General features: G+C 61.5%; 16 protein-coding genes, 1 tRNA gene and 2 pseudogenes. 9 read left to right on the forward strand and 10 right to left on the reverse strand.

Annotation, left to right across the window (positions count from 1 at the left end):
• Positions 1–21: 21 nt before the first annotated feature.
• From NJ75_RS06305 to NJ75_RS06315, 3 genes are read right to left on the reverse strand one after another with little or no spacing between them, the layout of a single operon-like run.
• A complete protein-coding gene (locus tag NJ75_RS06305) occupies positions 22–885 on the reverse strand; it encodes a tyrosine-protein phosphatase (RefSeq protein WP_169745702.1) in 864 nt (287 codons plus the stop codon).
• A 17-nt stretch (positions 886–902) separates the two neighbouring features.
• Positions 903–1,682 (reverse strand): SDR family NAD(P)-dependent oxidoreductase, encoded by a 780-nt coding sequence (locus NJ75_RS06310; protein WP_039332891.1) that lies wholly within the window; start codon positions 1,680–1,682, stop codon positions 903–905.
• A 12-nt stretch (positions 1,683–1,694) separates the two neighbouring features.
• Positions 1,695–3,896: a TonB-dependent receptor gene (locus tag NJ75_RS06315; protein ID WP_236727080.1), complete on the reverse strand. Its 2,202-nt coding sequence runs from the start codon at positions 3,894–3,896 to the stop codon at positions 1,695–1,697.
• 164 nt (positions 3,897–4,060) lie between these two features.
• On the opposite strand from NJ75_RS06315, the gene NJ75_RS06320 reads away from it, so the two are divergent.
• Entirely contained in the window at positions 4,061–4,690 is a 630-nt protein-coding gene (locus tag NJ75_RS06320) for a TetR/AcrR family transcriptional regulator (RefSeq protein ID WP_039332613.1), read from the forward strand.
• A 435-nt stretch (positions 4,691–5,125) separates the two neighbouring features.
• On the opposite strand, the gene NJ75_RS06325 is transcribed toward NJ75_RS06320, so the two are convergent.
• Positions 5,126–5,200 (reverse strand) — tRNA-Gln (locus NJ75_RS06325).
• 88 nt (positions 5,201–5,288) lie between these two features.
• Positions 5,289–6,155 (reverse strand): glutathione-dependent disulfide-bond oxidoreductase, encoded by an 867-nt coding sequence (yghU, locus tag NJ75_RS06330; RefSeq protein WP_039332615.1) that lies wholly within the window; start codon positions 6,153–6,155, stop codon positions 5,289–5,291.
• Between the two features lie 90 nt (positions 6,156–6,245).
• Here yghU and NJ75_RS06335 point away from each other — a divergent pair, with 90 nt between their 5' ends.
• The gene (locus NJ75_RS06335) at positions 6,246–7,265 is read left to right on the forward strand and encodes a DNA topoisomerase IB (RefSeq protein WP_039332617.1); all 1,020 of its coding nucleotides are present in this window, start codon (positions 6,246–6,248) and stop codon (positions 7,263–7,265) included.
• Between the two features lie 3 nt (positions 7,266–7,268).
• Here NJ75_RS06335 and NJ75_RS06340 read toward each other — a convergent pair whose 3' ends face one another.
• Complete coding sequence (locus tag NJ75_RS06340) at positions 7,269–8,627, reverse strand: peptidylprolyl isomerase (protein ID WP_039332619.1); 1,359 nt, start codon at positions 8,625–8,627, stop codon at positions 7,269–7,271.
• Positions 8,628–8,753: 126 nt separating this feature from the next.
• Positions 8,754–11,033: an LPS-assembly protein LptD gene (locus NJ75_RS06345; RefSeq protein WP_039332621.1), complete on the reverse strand. Its 2,280-nt coding sequence runs from the start codon at positions 11,031–11,033 to the stop codon at positions 8,754–8,756.
• Between the two features lie 104 nt (positions 11,034–11,137).
• On the opposite strand from NJ75_RS06345, the gene NJ75_RS06350 reads away from it, so the two are divergent.
• From NJ75_RS06350 to NJ75_RS06370, 7 genes and pseudogenes are all read left to right on the forward strand, one after another.
• Positions 11,138–12,610, forward strand: coding sequence for a leucyl aminopeptidase (locus NJ75_RS06350; protein WP_039332623.1), 1,473 nt, complete (start codon positions 11,138–11,140; stop codon positions 12,608–12,610).
• A 9-nt stretch (positions 12,611–12,619) separates the two neighbouring features.
• A complete protein-coding gene (locus tag NJ75_RS23705; protein ID WP_082013293.1) occupies positions 12,620–12,775 on the forward strand; it encodes a DUF2256 domain-containing protein in 156 nt (51 codons plus the stop codon).
• A complete protein-coding gene (locus tag NJ75_RS06355) occupies positions 12,775–13,206 on the forward strand; it encodes a DNA polymerase III subunit chi (protein ID WP_039332625.1) in 432 nt (143 codons plus the stop codon). The genes NJ75_RS23705 and NJ75_RS06355 overlap by 1 nt, the downstream gene beginning before the upstream one ends.
• Positions 13,207–13,284: 78 nt before the next feature.
• A complete protein-coding gene (gene ndk, locus NJ75_RS06360) occupies positions 13,285–13,707 on the forward strand; it encodes a nucleoside-diphosphate kinase (RefSeq protein WP_039332627.1) in 423 nt (140 codons plus the stop codon).
• Between the two features lie 227 nt (positions 13,708–13,934).
• A pseudogene (locus NJ75_RS25410) lies at positions 13,935–14,411 on the forward strand (TonB-dependent receptor plug domain-containing protein); the annotation flags it as partial.
• Positions 14,412–14,852: 441 nt separating this feature from the next.
• Positions 14,853–16,244: pseudogene (locus NJ75_RS25415) on the forward strand (TonB-dependent receptor); the annotation flags it as partial.
• Positions 16,245–16,331: 87 nt separating this feature from the next.
• The gene (locus NJ75_RS06370) at positions 16,332–16,577 is read left to right on the forward strand and encodes a hypothetical protein (RefSeq protein WP_039332630.1); all 246 of its coding nucleotides are present in this window, start codon (positions 16,332–16,334) and stop codon (positions 16,575–16,577) included.
• Here NJ75_RS06370 and NJ75_RS06375 read toward each other — a convergent pair.
• From NJ75_RS06375 to purM, 3 genes are read right to left on the reverse strand one after another with little or no spacing between them, the layout of a single operon-like run.
• Complete coding sequence (locus NJ75_RS06375) at positions 16,574–17,716, reverse strand: MFS transporter (protein WP_039332632.1); 1,143 nt, start codon at positions 17,714–17,716, stop codon at positions 16,574–16,576. The genes NJ75_RS06370 and NJ75_RS06375 overlap by 4 nt on opposite strands.
• A gap of 8 nt (positions 17,717–17,724) precedes the next feature.
• A complete protein-coding gene (purN, locus tag NJ75_RS06380; protein WP_039332634.1) occupies positions 17,725–18,666 on the reverse strand; it encodes a phosphoribosylglycinamide formyltransferase in 942 nt (313 codons plus the stop codon).
• Entirely contained in the window at positions 18,659–19,765 is a 1,107-nt protein-coding gene (purM, locus tag NJ75_RS06385; RefSeq protein WP_039332636.1) for a phosphoribosylformylglycinamidine cyclo-ligase, read from the reverse strand. The genes purN and purM overlap by 8 nt, the downstream gene beginning before the upstream one ends.
• Between the last annotated feature and the right edge of the window lie 51 nt (positions 19,766–19,816).

Genomic DNA, 19,816 nt, shown 5'->3' on the forward strand with positions numbered 1-19,816 from the left:
CGATTGAGCTCCCTTTTGTGTTCAGGACGAAAGAAATTTCTCTCTTAGTCCTTGGATTTCTTCTTCCGATAATCCAAGGCCATCACGCGCATATTTGTCAAATGATCCATAGGTTCTGTCGACTTCGAAGAATGCTGCCTCGATGTATTTGGCTTTCACTGTCAGTACAGGCTCGAGGTATGCGGGCGGTATATTGCTTTGTGAAGCTGCGACGGCTGACAGGGTTGATGCATTCTTCGCTGCAAGCCGTTCGTTGCTGAGAAGGTAATCCTGCAAAACAGTTTCGCGTGTTGCGCCTAGCAATGTCAGGATGATGGCAGTCGCCCACCCTGTGCGGTCCTTCCCGGCGGTGCAGTGAAAGATCACAGGCCTTTTCGATGATAGGATGAGCCGTATCAGGCCGGCGTAGGACTGCCGCGCGCTGGGGAGGGTAACGAACTCACGGTTTGCTGCCACAAGGAGCGCCTCTCCTTGTCCTTGCGCGATTTGCGTCATGGCAAGGCGCATGTCTCCGCCCAGTGATTCCGTGCTGTCGGCCGCGACATCGAGGACAACGTAGTCGACGCCCGGCGGCACTCGATCCGGTTCCCTTTGCCTCTCGGTCGCAGTCCTGAGGTCAACCACCGCAGCGGGATGCAAGGCGTCAAGTGCTGCAAGATCGGCATCACCAAGGAGATTGATCTGATCCGAACGATAGGCAATGCCTGTCCTGACTTTACCGCCGTTCTCCGTTTCGTAGCCTCCTATGTCGCGAAAGTTGGGCGCGCCGGCCAGTCGCAGCGAGGGGGCCGCCTGCTTGGCATGGGCCTGCAATGCCGGCGGCATTGGCGCGGGCGAACAACCAGAAATGAAGAGCCCGAGGGCGAATGCATTTGCCAGTCGCATTGTGATCTCCCTCTCCCTCATCCGCGTTGGGACGAGATATTGCCACCATCCACGACGAGTTCTGTCGCCGTGATGTAACTAGCCTCGGACGAAAGCAGAAAGCGTATGGCTCTTGCAACCTCTGCGGGCTGGCCAAGCCTCTCAAGCAGGACGCGCTTTTCGAAAAACCCTTGAGGCAGCGCGTCGATGACCGGCTTCGTCATTGGTGTCACGATCTGGCCCGGCGAAACCGCGTTGATGCGGATACCGTCGCGCGCGAGACGATCAGCCAGCGACCGTACCAGCGAAAGCATTCCTCCCTTTGCGGCTGTGTAGACCGGGTTGACCGCGTTTCCCAAGGTTGCATTGATCGAGCTGACGGCGACCACTGCCGAACCGGCCTGTCCAGCCATGTCCTCGCGCAGCTCCTTCACCAGAAACGCTAGGGCTCGAAGGTGAATCGCGATACCGCTGTCCCAGCTTTGCGGGGTAAGTCCATCGATCGAATCCGTGTCGACGGTTCCTGCGGAATGGACCAGTGCTCCGATTGGTCCGAGTGCCTCGCGTGTGGCCGTGAGAGCACGACCGAACGCTGCGAGCTCACGCAGGTCGACGGCAAAACCCAGAGTCCTCACTCCGAATTCGAGGGCAATTCGTTCGGCTGCGCGGATTGCGGCGTCGCCATTGATGTCCCACAGCGCCACGGGCCGTCCGACAGCAGCCAGCGCCTCGGCAGTCGCAAGACCGATCCCAGATGCGCCACCGGTAACGATCACCGGTGTGGAAAGGTAAGCGACAGCTGGCTCAAGGTTCTTCATCAGGGTCATCCGTCAGTACTCAAAGCGAAGTTCGAGGCCGTAGCTGCGTGGATCGCCAAAGAAGGCTGCGGGAAGTCCAGCGGAAAAATGGGCGACATAGTACTTGGTGTCAGTGAGATTGCGCCCGAAGGCAGCCAGCTGCCACTTGCCCACCCCGATCGGCATGTCACTGAGGGCAACCCTCGCGCTAAGCAGGCCGTAATCCCCGATGATGTAGCGAGAGTCGGTGGTCGAGGAAAACTTGTCGCTCTGCATGTAGTAGTCGACGCTGGCGCTTGGTACGCCAAGGGGTGTTGATGAAAGCACCCACTCCGCGCCCACTGTGAGGGTGTGGCGCGGGGCCTCCACGAAATTGAAGCGGCCTGCGATATTGGCGCCGGTGATCTGATCCCTGACCTCGCGATAACCTGCATCGAGATATGCATAGTTGGCACTTAAGGTGAATGTGCTCGCGGGTTTCGCCGTAAGGTCCAGCTCCAATCCCTGGATGCGCGCCCGCCCGGCATTGAAGATGTCGGTCACAGCCGGATTGGCCGGGTCCGATTGGATGTTGACCTGGATATCGCGGTAGTTTGCACGGAACAGCGCGATGTTGGCGCGCAGGCGATTGTCGAGCCAGCTCGACTTCACGCCGAACTCGAAGCTGTCCAACCTTTCCGGTCCATATCCCACCGCAAAACGGCTGATCGTGCTCGCGCGCAAGTTGTACCCGCCGGATTTGTATCCGCGAGACCACTTGGCATAAAGATTGAGATCCGTGCTGGCCTGGTAGCCGAGGATGACGCTTGGACTGTAGTCGCTGAAAGTGTTGCTACCCCGGCTTTGAGGACGAGTAACGATAGTGCCGTTCAGCGCTACGCTGCGCTGGTCCAAGGTTGCTTCGCGTTCGTCCTGCGACCAACGCAGCCCTCCTGTAAGATAGAGCCCCTCGATAGCGGCTGGACGCCAGGTCGCCTGGCCGTAGAGCGCCCAGGCGCGGTTGTGAACTGTCGCGGTGCGCAGGGAAGTCGGACGACCGGTCGGCACAGTGCTGTCAAAGCTAAATGCCTTCTCGTCGAAGAAGTATGCGCCAAGCGTGTATTCGAGCTGGCTGTCTAGCGCTGATCCCACCGCCTGCAGTTCCTCGCTCCACTGCCGCTGTTTTTGGTCGAATGCGGTGACGAAGACCGGGAAAGCGCCGAGTGCTCCGGTCAGGTAATTCTGGTTGGTGGAGTTGGCGAGCTTGCGATAACCAGTGATGGACTTCAACGTCAGCGCTTCCGACACCGCCCAGCTTGCCGTGAGGCCATGGCCCTGTGCGGACACGTCGTTTGCCAGCAATCCCCGGACTGCGGATGACCCATAGGTTGGTCTGGTCGCAAGCGCGGGATGAAAGGGTGCCAGGACCATGTACGTCGGCGTATCGGCGATGTCCGACCGGTCGTAGGCATAGCGCAGCTCGATGTCTGGGCTCGGTTGCCACAGCGCCGTTGCGCGATAAGCCTGGCGAATCTGATCGCCGAAGCGGGAGACTCCCGTGCCGAGGTTCCGCACGAACCCGTCCTTCTCGCTGTGCAGGTAGGCAAGCTCGACTGCGATGCTGTCGCCCAGTGGCACATTAACACTCGTGCGCGAACGGAACTGGTCATAGTTCCCGAGCGCAAGCGTCTGGCGCGCATGGAACTCGCCTAGTGCCGGCTTGCGGGTGATGTAGTTGATTGCCCCACCTGTAGCATTGCGCCCGTAAAGTGAGCCCTGCGGCCCGCGCAGCACTTCTATACGCTCGACCTCGGCGATTTCCGCCGCGAGCCCCTGTCCGCGCGCAACATAGATTCCGTCGAGATAAACCGCGACGCTGGGGTCAACCGTGATCTGGTCATCGTTGTTACCCACACCTCTCACGAAAACGCGGGCCGTCGTGGCGCTGTTGGGATGGGGCGTGACTTGAAGCGCTGGCACCTGCGAACGTAGATCGGTCAGATCCAGGATACCCTTTCGCTCAAGATCGGCCGACGTGAGCGCAACGATCGACAAAGGCGTCTTTTGCAAGGACTCGGCGCGCTTCTGCGCAGTCACCACTATTTCGGCGATGCCGCCATCTGTGGCGGATTCACTCGCTTGTCCGGCCGCGTCTTGCGCGAGTGACGGCGACGACCCGAGCGTCATCGACAATGCGACGGCACTCGCCAAGTTTTCCAATCCCTTCATGATTCTCTCCCGCACTTCCACGGCCATGCCCGCGGTTATCTACATCACGGTAGATTTTCTACCTACCCGACGGTAGAATAGCAAGGTGCTTTATGCGAGGAGCACTGCGTGGCTTGGGCTTGGCTATGAGAGCGACTATGACAGCTCTCAGGTCGGGCGGTTTGACCGGCCATTCAATTGAGGGGATACGATTGTCCAACGCCTCCAGACCCGTTGCCCGGCAGGCACGCGGAGACGCAACGCGCAGTGCGATACTGAGCGCTGCCGAGCAGGTGTTTGCAGAGGTTGGATATGCGGCCGCCCGCCTAGAAGATGTCGCGCAAGTCGTCGGCATTCGTCGGCCATCAATCGTCTACTACTTCCCTGGCAAGCAGCAGCTCTATGATGAGGTCGAGGCGGACATCTTCACTGCCATGCACCAATTCGTGACCGAGCGGATGCAGGGTGCGAACACGCCGCTGGATCGCTTGCTTGGGCTGTTCGACGCCTGGCTCGACTTCCTTGTCCACCGCCCGACGGCAGCGCGTATCATCCAACGCGTGGTGGCCGATCCCACGCCACGAGGCGAGGATCCGGTGCAGTTCTCCGACACCGCCCTGCGAGACTTGGAAGGGATCCTCGCATCAGGCGTGGCGGAAGGCAGTTTTCGTGAAGTCCCGGCGGTGCACATCCTAAACAGCGTTGCGGCTGGGGCGCTGTTCTATGTTTGCAATGCCAATCAGTTGGGCACCGGGAGACGCTACGACCCAGCGGACCCTGCAACTCTGGCTTCATTCCGCGCGGTTGTTCACCAGCAAGCCGTTGCGGTCGTCCTCAAGTAGCGGTCGAAACGGACTTGGGATTTCATTGAGCAAGAGATTGTTGCGCAAATCCATGTAATGGAAGCCTTTGGCTGCCCACGAGGGGCGCAAGGCCTCGATCGCCCGCGTGCACGGCACAACCTGACAGCGGTGCCGCGCCCACATCACGAAGAACGCGTTGGCTTACGTGCCCAAGGGCCATAATACTGTCGTTGCTGCGATACCTCAGGTCTTCCTCCAGCCCCATCAAAGCTGCGCTGCAGAAAGAATGCAGCGCTTCCGAAGTGGATCGCTATCGGCAATGCGGATCTGCCGTCAAAAATGTGGACGGCGCAGCGCGGGGAAAGAGCTGGGACCAGGGTGCACGGGAAAGTTCTCCCCTGAATGGCAACACTTCATGGAAACCCCATGTTTCCAGCGCTTGCCGCACACCAATTTCAAATATTTGGGCACTGCTGGCTGGGGCGGCAGGATTCGAACCTGCGAATGCCGGTACCAAAAACCGGTGCCTTACCACTTGGCGACGCCCCATCAGGAGGCGCGCTTATAGCGTGGTCAGGGCATATGCCAAGAGGGCTTGAAAGGGGTGGCGGAGGTCCGTCCACCCATTTCGATTTCATCAGAAGCCCTTGACGATGCTCTGCAACTTTTCAGGGGGGAGGGCGTCGAAGTCGCTCGCGTCGTGGCGTTCCGCAAGGCCTTTCTGCGAGTTTACAAGCCGGCCCCGCAGTACGCCAGGGCGCGCGTCGATTTCCGCGACCCAGCGTCCGACGTGCTCATATTCGTGCATCGAAAGGAAAGTTGCAGCTTCGCCATAGGCCTCGCCCCGGTAGATGTTGCCAAACCAGGTGTAAGTCGCAAGGTCGGCGATGGTGTAATCGTCACCTGCGAGATAGCGGGTTTTGGCAAGCTGGCGATTGGCGACGTCGAACAGGCGTTTGGTTTCCATCGCATAGCGGTCGATGGCGTATTCTATCTTGATCGGCGCGTAGTTGTAGAAATGGCCGAAGCCTCCCCCGATGAAGGGTGCCGAACCGACCTGCCAGAACAGCCAGGACAAGCATTCGGCACGCGCCTGACCGGATGTCGGCAAGAGGACGCCAAATTTCTCAGCCAGATGCATGAGAATTGCGCCTGATTCGAAAACCCGGAACGGTTCCGGTCCGGACCGGTCGACCATCGCAGGGATCTTGGAGTTCGGGTTGATGTCGACGAAGCCCGTCGTAAACTGATCACCATCGAAGATCTTGATCAGCCAAGCGTCGTATTCCGCTTCGGAGAAGCCCATCTGGAGCAGCTCTTCCAGCATGATCGTCGCCTTCTGACCGTTAGGCGTGCCCAGCGAATAGACCTGGAACGGATGCTTGCCGACGGGCAGCTCGCGCTCGCTTGTGGGGCCGGCGATGGGGCGGTTGACGCTGGCGAAGGCGCCGCCATTGGCCTTGTCCCAAGTCCAGACCTTGGGTGGAACGTACTCTTCTGACATCAAGGGGCTCCTTCTAAATTTGTTAGTGTTACATACTATATCGCGGCTGGTCACGGGAACTGCAAGTGCTCTGCAGCCGTTCGCCAACTCATGGAGAGCAAAGCCGCAAAACTCGTGCATGTCGATGACAACCTTCCCGGCGTGACACGCAGGCGATGCGGCAGAGGCTGGGCCTATTTCGATGCAAAAGGCCGACGCATCGCCGACCGTGCCGAGATTGCCCGTCTGAATGCGATTGCCTTGCCTCCGGCTTATGTGGACACTTGGTACTGTCCCGCTCCTAACGGTCATATTCTGGCGACGGGGACCGATGCGAAGGGACGCAAGCAATATCGTTATCATCCCGACTTCCGAGCCGAACGGGAAAGCGAGAAGTTCGATCGCTGTGCCGCATTCGGGCATCTCCTACCACTGGTCAGAGCGCGCGTGTCGGATGAACTGGAGCGTAGCAAGCTCTCGCGCGACCGCTGCATTGCCAGCGTCGTGCGGTTACTGGACACCGGCGGGATACGCATCGGCAACGAAGCCTATGTGCGAGCCAACAGCAGTTTCGGCGCGACGACGCTGAGAATGCGGCACGCCGAAGTGAAGGGACAGGTGCTTCGTCTGCGCTTCCGGGCCAAATCGGGCAAGGATCGGGAAATGCAGGTAACTGATCGGGGACTCGTCCGCTTCGTGAAAAAGATGCAGGATCTGCCGGGGCAGCACCTCTTTCAGTACCTAGACGAAGATGGCTGCCCCTGCCCGGTGGGCTCGGCGGACGTCAACGACTGGCTGCGCGAGGTGATGGGCGAAGACTTCACTGCCAAGCACTTCAGAACCTGGCGAGCAAGCGTGCTTGGTTTTGCAACATTGGCGCAAGCCCCTGATCAGGTTTCGCTCAAGACGCTGTTGGCGGAAGTCTCGGACCACCTCGGCAACACGCCGGCAATCGCCCGGAAGAGTTATATCCATCCTGCGGTGCTTGGCTTGCTCGATGAGCAAGATCACTGGCGGCAGCAGCTCCGGCTACCTCGCGCCACGCGATGGTTGTCGCGGCACGAGCGAGGGCTGTTGGAGCTGCTAGAAAGTGGCCCGACGGCTGCCGAACTGATCAGAGCCGCCGGTTGATGATCAATTGTATTCGATGACAGCGTCGCGTCGCAAGTCGCGAAGGTAGGTCTGGGCGCGTTTGTTCACGCGATCGTCCTCCATCTGCGCCATCATCTCGTCAAAGTTGGGGCCGCTGGCGACCTGCGGATCATCGCGACCGCAGAGCATCAGTACGCGAACACCCTCGTCGATCGAGCCGAATGGAGGGGTTGTTTGCCCGACCTGAAGGTTCAGCAACGTGTCCTGAAGCTGGGCCGGCAGATCACGGGCCTTGATCTGATCGTTGGCGACAACAGTGGCGCCGATCTTCGTGGCTTGCGCTTCGGCATCGCCACAGCCCTTGATCGCTTTCACGGTCGCAGCAAACTCTGCTGCGCGCTTGGTCGCCTGCTCATTGGTGGTGCCTTTGGCAAACTCGATGGAGATCTGCTTGAGGCTGAGCAAGGCATCACGCGGATCGGCGGTAAGTACCTGGCGCTTGTCGATGAGGTACAGGATGGAGAATCCACCACGGATTTCTACCGGGCCTGCAAGCTGCCCGGGAGCCATCGATCCCGCAGCTGACGCCAGCTCGGTCGGTAGCTGCCCAAGACGGATCCAGCCCAGATCACCGCCTACTGAAGCCGTCGACGCTTCCGAGTACTGCCGGGCATAGGCGACGAAACTTCCTCCCTGCTTCAGCTGCTCGACGATTTTCTCTGCGTTCGCAAAGACCTGAGCCTTGTTCTCATCGGTTGCGGCGAGGAAGATTTCGCCGATGCGGTATTCATCGGTGCCCTTCGAGGCCTGCAGTCGCTGAATGGCTTCCTGCACTTCGCCTTCCGAGATGTTGACGAAAGGCTGTACGTTGCGTCGCAGCAGGTTCTGCCACGCAATTTCACCGCGGATCTGACGCTTGAGCGAAGCTGCTGAAGAGCCGATGCGTGCGAGATACTTTTCCATCGCCTCGGGCGACTGGCCGAAGTTCTGCGTGGCCACGCGCTCATAGGTCGATTCCACCTGAGCGTCGTCGGCCGGGACGTCAGCTGCCTTGGCTTCCTGGATCTGCAGCGTCTCGTCGATCAGATTGCGCAACACCTGCATGCGCAGGCGTTCGGTTTCTTCTGCGCTGATCTTTCCACCGTTGGCCGACACGATCAGGGCTAGACGCTGTTCCACGTCGGTGCCCGTCACGATCTCGCCATTGATGATGGCGGTCGCGCGACGAACGTTCGGATCGTTCGTTCCGAACATGGTTGGATTGGCTGGAATGTTGAGAGGCGCATTTGCTCCCTGCGCCAGAACCGGCGAGGCGGCGATCGAAAGCGCGCCGAGCGCCATGGCGGTGGAACCCAGCGTGCGCGAAACCGCTTTGCGGGTGATCTTCAGCTTGGACGTCATGGTCTTGGAATTTGTCCTGTCGAACTGGCGCTCGTAAGGCGGCCTTCTGCTATGATCTCTCTCTGGCCGCGTACGGCTTAACCCAAGCTGAGTGGCGCATCAGACGCAAAAGGGCAATAGAAGAGGCTATTTCACCCCGAGGTTCTTGAGCGAGAGGGATATCTGGAACGAGTTGCCGCGCACCGCGTCACCGATGTTCACATAGTCACGCCGCCAAGTGAACGACAGGTCGAGGCAATCGTCGGTGTAGGCCACGCCTAGGCGGTGCCGCAACATCTGGAATCCATCCGACGTGCGCGTCGGGTCTTCATTCCGGTCCGTCAGGTTTACGATTGCCGAACCAAACACCGAAAACGCATTGGTGATTGGCGTGCGCGCGGCAATGCGCAGCTCTTCACGGTCCTGAAGATCCTCGAACGCGGTCGCAATATTGCGGTTGAGCTTGAGGTAGCCTGCTTCGATGTAGCGCCGATGGTTGCCAATCGTCGCGTCGAACTCGTTGCGGCGCAGCGCAAAGCTGTCTTTGTCGAGCCGGAAGCGATGCGTGAACTTGATGACGTCGCCGAAACGGACGGTCGTGCGACCGACGTAGTCCGAGGCGCGATTGGTCAACCCGGTGCCGTCAGGCAGGATCGTCGCCTGGCTTGATAGACGATAGCTCTGCCCGATGGTTGTCATGACCCGGAGGCCCGGACGCTGGAACGTCCAGTCAAAGCCATATGTGAAACGTACCCCATCTTCGATACGGTCGTGACCCGGAAAGCGGTTCAGCGCGAAGAGGTTGGTGTCCTCCAGATCGACCGAGCGCGAATCCTCGTTCGGGATTTCGAAATTGCGAACGCCCGGAGTCGCGACGACTTGCAGGCGAGGCGTCAGCACTTGCGTGCCGCCGAACGCATCGCCCACAAAAGGCCACTTCACATCGATGGCTGCGGTGGCAATTCCACGAGTCTGCCAACCGGGCAGGCCCCGATAGATGGCCGTTGTAGTAAGGTCGTTGTCCGAACTGTGATAGGCATCGCCGCGCAAAAGGCCGGTCAGGGTTACTTCCTGACCCATCCCAGTTATCGTGCGCAGATCCCATTGCGCCCGCGCGAAGGCGCGCTGGCTGTCCTGCCCCGCAGTGCGGACGATGGCCAGGCTGTTGGCCTCCAGTTCGAACCGTCCTGGAACACCGTCGAACGCCATCCTCTTGCGATAGTCGATCGCTGGCAGGGCGAGCGGCACCATGCCCTGTGGATCGTTGACGCGGACCGTCTGCGTCACCCAGCCGGCAATCGAGAGATAGCTGTCGTCGTCGATGCGCTCGAGGTTCAGCGAAGACCGCAGGCGGTCGTCACGGCTGATGTCGTAGCGGCGCAGGAAGGTGCGGTCGGAGGCAAAACGTGCGTTGCCGGTCAGGCTCCAGTGCGGCGAGAACTGGAGCTTCCCGTTGGCGTCGAGATACCCGCGCCATGATTGCTGGCTGGCGTTGGCTGCGCCCGTCGAGGTGCTGCCAAGCGGAATGCGCGCGCTTCGCGTCGCATAGCCGGTAACCTGGAACGCACCGAGGTTGGTGAGATGCCGGTACTTGGCCGTCAGCATCGGTAGCGAGCCGGTATAGAAAGTGCCGGTCAACGCAAGGTCGCGGTTGTCGGCGATGCGCCAGTACCAGGTCTCGCTGATTTCCGCGCCGTTGGCTGCACCAAGGCGGAAGTCGGGAATCAACAGGCCTGTTTCGGCACGGAAGTCCGAGGTGTGTCCCAGGCCGGGCAGTGGCAGGATCGGCACGCCGAACATGTGGAGCGTGGCGCCCTTGTACTTCACGCGCTTCTGATTGGCGTCGAAATAGACGCGGGCTGCCGTCACTTCCCAACTCGGCCTCTTAGGACAGCCCTTGTCATCTTCGACTGCACAGCCCGAATAGGCCGCGTTCTCGAGCGTCATGTTGCCGGATTCGTCGCGCGTGCCGCGTTCGGCGGCAAGGCGGCCCCCGGTACGCAACACCACCAGCAGGTCCTCGATAGCGCCAGCCTTGAATTCGTCCGTCAGCTCGACCTGATCGGTGTAGACGATGTTGCCGTCTTCATCCACGAATCGGATGTTGCCTGTCGCAAGGATCTGCCCTGTGTTGCGGTCCCAGGTGACATTGTCTGCACGCACTGTCTGAACATCGTGGCGCAGAACGACATTGCCCTCGGCAAAGACCTTTTCGGCGTTGCTGTCGTAGCGGACCTTGTCGGCTTCAAAGCGGACCTGATCGTCTACGCTCGATTCGTCGCCGGCGGGCGAGGCCATCGGCGCTTCCTGCGCAAGGGCCTGCGATGCGGCGAGCGGGAACAATGCCGCGGCAGAGGCAGCGGCAATACGCGCAAGGCGCAAGCGACGATCAAGGGCTTGCGGCTGCGGCCGCCGGGCGGGTTGCATGCGCTTGCCTATCGCACCAGTGCACCCTAACTGCAATTCCACAATTTCCGCTTCCCGCCCAGCTTGCGTCGAAGTGTGACGTCCATTCCGTTCAGGAGTTCCCCATGAAGGTCGTTTTCCGCACCAGCGATGCCCCGCTTCCCCGTCTGGTCGCCCGTCTCGTGGCGCAGGATGCGCTGCCGTCCGATCTTGACGCAGTGGTGCGCGAAGGTGCTGCGGCCGCCCGGTTTGCCGGAAAGGTGGGCCAGGTATTCGAAGCTTTCGTTGCGCACGATGCAGGCGTGAAGCGGCTCGCGTTGGCCGGTTTGGGCAAGGCAGACGCCACCGAGCGCAGCGCCAGTCTTGAGAAGGCCGGCGCGGCACTGACCGCAAAGTACCTGACATCGGGCGAGACTTCTTTGGCGATCGACTTCAGCGGCTCGGGCCTGTCCGGTGCCGAGGCAGCGTCCGTTCTCTTCGGTGCACGCCTGCGCGGCTGGCGCCATGATGTCTATCGCACCAAGCTGAGCGATGAGCAGAAGCCGTCGCTGACTGAAATCGTGGCGGTCAATGCCCCGGAAGGCGCTGCGGCAGCTTGGGAAATAGAATCGGCGCTTGCCGAAGGCATCGAGTTCACGCGTGAACTCGTCGCTGAACCCGCCAACATCATTTACCCCGAAAGCTTCGTCGAGCGCGCCAAGGCGCGGCTCGAGGGCACCGGCGTCGAGATCCTCGTGCTGGGCCTCAAGGAGATGACCGAGCTGGGCATGGGCGCACTGCTTGGCGTGGCCCAAGGTTCGGTTCGTGAGCCGAAGCTGCTCGCCATGCGCTGGAAGGGGGCAGAGGCCGGAGCCTCAAGTTCTTCTGGCCCGACCGCCTTTGTCGGCAAGGGTGTCACCTTCGATACCGGCGGCATCTCGATCAAGCCTGCCGCCGGCATGGAAGACATGAAGTGGGACATGGGCGGCGCTGGCGCTGTTGCCGGGACAATGCTCGCGCTGGCCAAGCGCAAGGCCAAGGCAGACGTCATCGGCGTGTGCGGCCTTGTCGAAAACATGCCCGACGGTAACGCTCAGCGCCCTGGTGACGTGGTGACCTCGATGTCCGGCCAGACGGTCGAGGTGATCAACACCGATGCCGAGGGCCGCCTTGTGCTGTGTGATGCGCTGACTTGGGTGCAGAAGGAGTATTCCCCCAAGACGATCGTCGATCTCGCTACCCTGACAGGCGCCATGATCATTTCGCTCGGCCATGAATACGGCGGCATGTTTGCCAATGACGATGACCTTGCCGCCAAGCTCGATGCAGCCGGCAAGGCTTCGGGCGACAAGCTGTGGCGCTTCCCGCTCGGCCCTTCATACGACAAGCTGATCGACAGTCCGATCGCCGACATGAAGAATGTTGGCCCGCGTTACGGCGGATCGATCACCGCGGCGCAATTCCTCCAGCGCTACATCGACAAGGGCGTGGCCTGGGCGCACCTCGACATTGCCGGCATGGTCTGGGCTGACAAGCCCGGCCAGACCTGGGACAAGGGCGCCACCGGCTTCGGTGTGCGCGTGCTCGACCGCTACGTCCGCGACGTGCTGGAGGCTTGAGGCTTTCCCATGCCCAAGATGCGGCGCAAATCTGACCTTCCTACCAAGATTTGCGCCGCTTGCGGGCTGCCGTTCACTTGGCGCAAGAAGTGGGAGCGGGATTGGGATAACGTGAAGTTCTGTTCCGACCGCTGCCGTAGCGGCAAGGGCAAGGTTGCAGGCTGATGCGCGTCGATTTCTACCAGCTTACCAGTGATCCGGCCGAACAGGTCCTGCCGCTGATTGCGCGCAATACGCTTGGCGCAGGAGAACGGCTGTTGGTCGTGTCGGAAGACGAGGCGCAGCTTCGCAGTGTCAGTGAGGCACTTTGGACACGCTTGCCCGAGACATTTCTCGCCAACGGCCGTGCCGGGACCGATCAGGACGAGCGCCAGCCGGTCCTGCTGTCCGATGCGCCAGAGCCCGCCAATCGCGCAAGGTACATGGCGCTCGCCGACGGTATCTGGCGCGAGGGTGAGTTTGAACGGGTGTTCCTGCTGTTCCCGCCCGCGCGGATTGACGATGCACGGGGATGCTGGCGCATGCTCGGCAGCCGCGAAGGCGTCGAGCGCCGCTATTGGCGGCAAGAGGGCGGCAAGTGGAAGGAAGGGCCCTGAGCGCCATCCTTGCACCGCAGCACAAACATCGCTAGGGGCGCGCGCAATCAGATTCCCCCTATCGCAAGGAACGCTCCCATGGCGGTTACCCGCACTTTCTCGATCATCAAGCCCGACGCCACGCGTCGCAACCTGACCGGCGCGGTCACCAAGATGCTGGAAGAAGCAGGCCTTCGCGTCGTCGCTTCGAAGCGTATCCACATGACGCGCGAGCAGGCAGAAGGCTTCTACGCCGTTCACAAGGAACGCCCCTTCTTCAACGACCTCGTCGAGTTCATGATCTCGGGTCCGGTCGTCGTGCAGGTTCTCGAAGGCGAGAACGCCATGCAGCGCAACCGCGACATCATGGGTGCAACCAACCCTGCCAACGCCGAGCCCGGCACGATCCGCAAGGAATTGGCTGAATCGATCGAAGCCAACACGGTCCACGGCTCGGACTCGGACGAGAACGCGGCGATCGAAATCGCCTACTTCTTCAAGCCCGAAGAAATCGTCGGCTGATCGGCGAAAGCCGCCGCTGATTGAGGGGCCGGGGCAGAGATGCTCCGGCCTTTTTCGTGGGCGCGAGACGGACCTTCGGTCAATGTTGCGCAGATGCAACGCTTCGTTGCAAATCACATGTTATCCCACATAACCATAATTGTAAGCGGAGCATACAAGGCGTAGGTAGCCGGTTGTTCCAACACGAGAACGCTGAGGCCTTCCAGCCTCTTCAGGGAGGATACCTGATGTTCACAACCCGCGCTTCCGCGCGCCTGCTGGCGCGCACCAGTCTGTTTGCCGCTGCAGCTTTCGCTCTTTCGCAGCCTGTTCTGGCGCAGGACGCCGCTCAGGACGCAGCGTCCTCAGAGGACGGCGGCGAAATTATCGTGACCGCGCAGAAGCGTGCGCAGTCGCTGTCAGACGTCTCGCTTTCGGTTGCTGCTGTTGGCACCGAGCAGCTTGCCGCCAACAACACTGTCAATCTTGAAGGCCTGCAGGCGCTGGTTCCATCGATCAGCTTCGGCAACGACTTCAACTTCGCAAAGCTGTTCATCCGCGGCATCGGCTTGTCGAGCTCGCTCCCGGGCGTTGACCCGTCGGTCGCGCTCCATGTCGATGGTGTCGTCGTCAGCCTCGCGCAGGCCCAGCTTGGCTCGATGTTCGATCTCGAGCGCGTTGAAGTGTTGCGCGGGCCTCAGGGCACGCTCTACGGTCGCAATGCCACCGGCGGCGCAGTCAACTTGATCACCGCCAAACCCACCGACAAGCTCGATGGCTACGTTCGCCAGACCCTCGGTGGCGATGCGTTCCTGGTGCAGACCGATGCCGCGATCGGCGGTCCGATCACCGAAGGCGTACGCGCTCGCCTCGCGGTCCAGCGCATCAAGCGCGATGGCTTTGGCATCAACGAATTCACGGGCAACGAGATCGACAACGCCAACCAGTGGTCGGTGCGCGGTCATCTGCAGTTCCTGCCGACCGACAAGCTGTCCATCCTGCTGACGGGTGAACTTCACACCGAGAACGATCGTTCGCTCGCTGTGAAGTTCCGCGAAGTTTCGTTCCCCGGCACGACGGTTCCGAGCCTGACTGCCTTGGGCCAGCGCACCAACGCCGACGGCAGCGCAGCATCGTTCGCCAAGAACGTGCGCAATCTCAACACCAACTATGACCCGATCAACGATCGCAAGCAGTATGCCTTCACCGGCATCATGGACTATGCGGCGTCCGATACGGTCGCGCTCAAGTCTCTGACAAGCTACCGCAACTTCCGCGCGATCTTCTTCCATGACTTCGACATGTCGTCCTACGCCGGTTATCCGCTGGCGCAGACCAACGCCGTGCGTACCAGCGCCAACCACTGGCAGCCGGTATTCGAGAACCAGTTCAGCCAGGAACTGCAGCTCAACGTCGATACAGACAAACTGCATGCCGTTTTCGCCGGCTTCTACCTGAAGGACCACATCCGCGTCGAAAACCACATCGGCTTTGACGTGCTGACCAACACCGACCCCTATCGCGTCCAGTTCGACGGCAAGCTTGATGTCGAGACCTGGGCCGTGTTTGGCAACGTGACCTACGACCTGACCGAGCAGTTCTCGATCAAGGCCGGTGGCCGCTATTCGTGGGAAAAGCGCAAGATCAAGAACAACAGCGGCATCGGCACCGCCGCGACCGGCTTCGTGCTTGATCCCTTGCAGTGGGACACATCGAAGACCTGGGACGACTTCTCGCCCTCGCTCGGCGTCGAGTTCCGTCCGAATGACGATGTGATGGCGTATTTCAACTGGTCGCGCGGGTTCAAGTCCGGCACCGCCGAAATCGGTTCGCGCCGTTCGGCCACTGCGGTCACGCCGTTCGTGAACCCCGAGAAGGTCGAGGCCTTCGAAGGCGGCATCAAGTATAGCGCCGGCTCGCTGCAGACGAACCTTGCCGTGTTCTACCAGAAGCTCAAGAACGGCCAGTTCCAGCGGACCTTCCCGATCCCCAACCCGCCGTTCTTTGCCAGCGCTCTGGAAAACGCAGCGGAGTCGCGGGCCTATGGTGCGGAGTTCGAGCTGCGCTGGCGCCCGATCGATGGCCTCGCCATTGACGCTTCGGCAGCCTACCTGAACTCCAAGTTCACCAAGTTCTTCTCGAAGAACCCGCTGAACGCGGCGCTGTTCGGCCCTGGCGGCGCTTCGCTGCCTGACGAGGACCTGTCCGGGAACGCTACCCGCATGAGCCCGAAGTGGACGCTGAACTTCAACCCGACCTACACGGCCGACCTTTCGAGCGGGGCCAGCGTGTTGTTCGGCACGAACGTGTCCTACCGTTCAAAGCAGTACCACACCGAGTTCAACGACGATCGCATGGCCGCTGACGGCTATGTGATGGTTGATGCGAACGTGAAGTACCGCCATTCGGACGACCGGACTTCGGTAAATCTCTGGGTGCGCAACCTGACCAACGAACTGGTCTGGGCGGGCAGCTACGCGGTTGCCACCAGCCGCACCATCGGTGGCACGCTGATGCCGCCGCGGACCTACGGCGTGACGCTTGGCTACGAATTCTGAGCCATCGCCCGGGCGAAATGACAAGAGGCTGCCGGTTCACCCCGGCGGCCTTTTCTGTTTAAGTCATGCGCAAGAGGAGACCTGAAGATGCAGGGCATGGGTGGGGGCGACTGTCCGTTCGAGTTCAACTTCGATGCTGTGACATTCAAGGTCGGTGATACGGTCAGCTATCGTATCGTCGGCAGTCCGATGTTCGAGGACATGCCTTTCGCCGGCGAACTGCTGGAAGTGCACGAAGATCATGTGGTGATTGCAGGCGATTCCAGCGACAGGTCCGTTCGCTATCGTGGGACGCGCGAGAACCGTCCCAATGTGCAGGCCAGCGAGATCTAGGCAGTGAGGGCGCGTTCGCCGCGATACCATTGCGTGAGGCCCCACCCGATCCCGGCTATGGCGAGCAGGCCAAGCAGGATCGGCATAGTGTAGCCGAAATCCGTGGCAAGTAGTGCTGCGGCAACCAGTGCGGCAGAAGAGCAACCGAGGTCCCACCCGCCCTCGGTGGCCATGTTGAAGCGCAGCGTGCATTGCGAGCGCTGGGCCATGGCATAAAGCGGCGAAAGCATGGCAGTTGCCAGCATGGGCGCGGCCAGCGCACCGAGCGCAGTTGCGATCAGCGCGGGCAGGGGTGAGGCCCACGCAAGGGCCTTGAGCACCAGAACCGCAGCGCCAAGGCCATAAGCCAGCGCTAGAGAATACGTCCCGCGCCCGCCGTCGATCAGCCGGCCGATGATCAGGCTGCCTGCCGCTGCGCCCAATCCGGCAAGCGCAAGCGCGCCGCCAAAGCTCTCGAAACTCTGCCCCAGGGTGGCGAACAGCGCGAGGTTCCAGACCACGACCGAGCAGCCCGACTGGAGCCCTTCGGCAAAATAGATTCTACGCCCCGCGCTGACGATCGCAGGGTCTGCACGGCTTTCGCGCGGGACCGCCGGATTGGGCGCGCCCGTCAGCGGCAGGCCCGCGAGCAGCTGCATCGCCGCAATCACGGCAAAGCCGATGACTGGCCCGGCGCCGGAAAGCAGAAAGCCCCCCGCAACTGGGGCAACGATTCCCACTGCGGCGGTGGTCGCCTGCTGGATCGACACCTGTCGCCCCAACGCAGCGTTATCGCCTGCAGCGGAGACGTAGGCGTGATAGCCGGTCCAATAGAGCACGCTGCCAAGCCCGGAGACCAGGATATACGCCACCAGCAGCAGTCCCATGCCCTCGACGAACGGCAGCATAAGGAACGAAGCTGCGCGCACTCCGCAGCCCAGCAACAGCACGGTGCGCAGTCCGTGCGCATGGGCAATGGGCAGTACCGCCGCTCGCAGGGCGAAGCGCGAAAGCAGCACTAGAGCAAAACTGGCCAGCGCAAGTGCCGGGCTCAGCCCCTGCTTGACCAGAAAACCGACCACGAAAAGCCCGCCGCTCGCCTCAACAAACGATTGCAGACCTGTGTGTGCGTAAATGCGGCGGATGGCCGTGAGCTGCATGGCGTTCTTTAGAACTCCACCATTGCGGCGAGCCGCTTGGGCGCCACGGCGGCCCAGCTGCGGCGAAGCCAGTCGGCTGCGTGCTCCCAGTCGACATCGGGACGGTTGAGAATCAGCCCTGCCCAGCCGCTTGCGCCATAGTAGGCTGGCCGGAACCAGGTGTCCTCGTCCTGCTCGATCAGGGCGGCCAGTTCGTCCTGACCGCTCGTCTTCACCAGCAGTGCTATGTGCGGGGCGCCATGGTGCTGATCGTTGAAATAGGCGAAGTACTTGCCGCCCACGCGCCAGCCGGGGGCACCGTGGCTTTCACGCTCTTCGACATCAGGAAGGGCAGCAGCGAGGCCGCGCACCTTCTCGAGCAACCATCCAGCGCTGTTCTCGCGAGCAACATAGCTGGCGAGGGTTCGCGAATAGAGCTGGTGCTCGGCGAACAGGACACGAGCGGCAAGACTGTCGCCGGTATCGCCCGGAATGATTGCTACCGGCGTCTGGCCGAGGATCGGGCCATCGTCGAGTTCTGCGGTCACGAGATGCACTGTGCACCCACCGTGGCTGTCCCCAGCCTCGATCGCGCGATCGTGGGTGTGCAGGCCCTTGTACTTGGGCAGCAGCGAAGGGTGGATGTTGAGCATCCGACCTTCCCAGCGTCCGACAAATTCGGGGCTCAGAATGCGCATGTAGCCGGCAAGGGCGATATAGCGCGCCCCGGCCCGGACCACCTCGGCCTCCATCATCGCGTCGTGCTCTGGCCGGGGAATGCCCTTGTGCGGCAGGCAGAACGTCGCCACCCCCTCAGCCTCGGCAAGTTTCAGACCCGAAGCATCCGGGTTGTTCGAGAGAACGAGTACGATCTCATAAGGACAGTCCGCCGCACGGCTTGCATAGAGCAGCGCGGCCATGTTGGTGCCGCTGCCCGAAATGAAGACGGCGACGGGGACCCGGTCAGCCAATGTGGGTGGCTTCCCATGCCTCGCGGGCGGACCAAGTCTCGGCGCTGCCGGTGACGGTGCAGCCCTTTTCGCCCGCGACGATCGTCCCGACGCGATAGACCGTTTCACCAGCCGCGGCGAGATCGGCGGCAAGCGAATCGGCCTCGGCCGCTTCTACCGCCAGGATCATGCCGATGCCGCAGTTGAAGGTGCGGGCCATTTCCTCGGGTTCGATATTCCCTTGGGCCTGCAGGAACGCCATCAAGCGGCTCTGCTCCCAGCTGTCGGCATCGATGCGCGCATGAAGGCCTTGCGGCAAGACGCGGGGCACGTTCTCGAGCAGGCCACCGCCGGTGATGTGGGCCAGCGCGTTGATGCGGCCCGAGCGGATGAAGGGCAGCAGGCTCTTCACGTAGATGCGGGTCGGCTCGATGAGGTAATCAATCAGCAGGCGCTCGTTGTCGAACAGGGCAGGGCGGTCAAGCTTCCAGCCCTTGTCTGCAGCGAGACGACGCACCAGCGAGTAACCGTTCGAGTGAACGCCAGACGAGGCGAGGCCGAGCAGCACGTTGCCTTCCGCCACGCGGCCGCCGGTCAGTTGCTCACCGCGCTCAACGGCACCAACGCAGAAGCCAGCGAGATCGTAGTCTCCGTCGGCATACATGCCGGGCATTTCCGCGGTTTCGCCACCGATCAGGGCGCATCCGGCCTGCTTGCAGCCCTCCGCAATTCCGGCGACCACGCGCTCGGCCACGCCATTGTCCAGACGGCCGGTGGCGAAGTAATCGAGGAAGAAGAGCGGTTCGGCCCCCTGCACAATCAGGTCGTTCACGCACATCGCGACAAGATCGATGCCGATCTTGTCATGCCGGTCGTGATCGATCGCCAGCTTGACCTTGGTGCCAACGCCATCGTTGCCAGCGACAAGAAGCGGGTCCTTGTAGCCCGCCGCCTTGAGGTCGAAGAAGCCGCCGAAGCCGCCGAGCTCCGCATCCGCGCCGGGCCGGGCGGTTGACTTCGCCAACGGGCCAATGGCCTTCACCAGCGCATTGCCAGCGGCGATGTTCACGCCAGCCTTGGCGTAGCTATAGCTCTCGGGCTTTTCCTGCTTGTCGCTCATGGTGCGCGCGCCTAGCGCTTTCCTGCTTGGATTTCCACTTTCGTTTCGGCA

Origin of the sequence: Novosphingobium subterraneum (assembly GCF_000807925.1) — a bacterium.
Taxonomy (GTDB): Bacteria; Pseudomonadota; Alphaproteobacteria; order Sphingomonadales; family Sphingomonadaceae; genus Novosphingobium; species Novosphingobium subterraneum.

Bases quoted from the DNA above. Each gene is read 5' to 3' on its own strand.
- NJ75_RS06370 (WP_039332630.1), top strand. From the start codon at position 16,332: ATGCAGGGCATGGGTGGGGGCGACTGTCCGTTCGAGTTCAACTTCGAT.
- NJ75_RS06345 (WP_039332621.1), bottom strand. From the start codon at position 11,033: ATGCAACCCGCCCGGCGGCCGCAGCCGCAAGCCCTTGATCGTCGCTTG.
- NJ75_RS06315 (WP_236727080.1), bottom strand. From the start codon at position 3,896: ATGGCCGTGGAAGTGCGGGAGAGAATCATGAAGGGATTGGAAAACTTG.
- NJ75_RS06335 (WP_039332617.1), top strand. From the start codon at position 6,246: ATGGAGAGCAAAGCCGCAAAACTCGTGCATGTCGATGACAACCTTCCC.
- ndk (WP_039332627.1), top strand. From the start codon at position 13,285: ATGGCGGTTACCCGCACTTTCTCGATCATCAAGCCCGACGCCACGCGT.
- yghU (WP_039332615.1), bottom strand. From the start codon at position 6,155: ATGTCAGAAGAGTACGTTCCACCCAAGGTCTGGACTTGGGACAAGGCC.
- NJ75_RS06340 (WP_039332619.1), bottom strand. From the start codon at position 8,627: ATGACGTCCAAGCTGAAGATCACCCGCAAAGCGGTTTCGCGCACGCTG.
- purM (WP_039332636.1), bottom strand. From the start codon at position 19,765: ATGAGCGACAAGCAGGAAAAGCCCGAGAGCTATAGCTACGCCAAGGCT.
- NJ75_RS23705 (WP_082013293.1), top strand. From the start codon at position 12,620: ATGCCCAAGATGCGGCGCAAATCTGACCTTCCTACCAAGATTTGCGCC.
- NJ75_RS06310 (WP_039332891.1), bottom strand. From the start codon at position 1,682: ATGAAGAACCTTGAGCCAGCTGTCGCTTACCTTTCCACACCGGTGATC.
- NJ75_RS06305 (WP_169745702.1), bottom strand. From the start codon at position 885: ATGCGACTGGCAAATGCATTCGCCCTCGGGCTCTTCATTTCTGGTTGT.
- NJ75_RS06350 (WP_039332623.1), top strand. From the start codon at position 11,138: ATGAAGGTCGTTTTCCGCACCAGCGATGCCCCGCTTCCCCGTCTGGTC.
- NJ75_RS06355 (WP_039332625.1), top strand. From the start codon at position 12,775: ATGCGCGTCGATTTCTACCAGCTTACCAGTGATCCGGCCGAACAGGTC.
- NJ75_RS06375 (WP_039332632.1), bottom strand. From the start codon at position 17,716: ATGCAGCTCACGGCCATCCGCCGCATTTACGCACACACAGGTCTGCAA.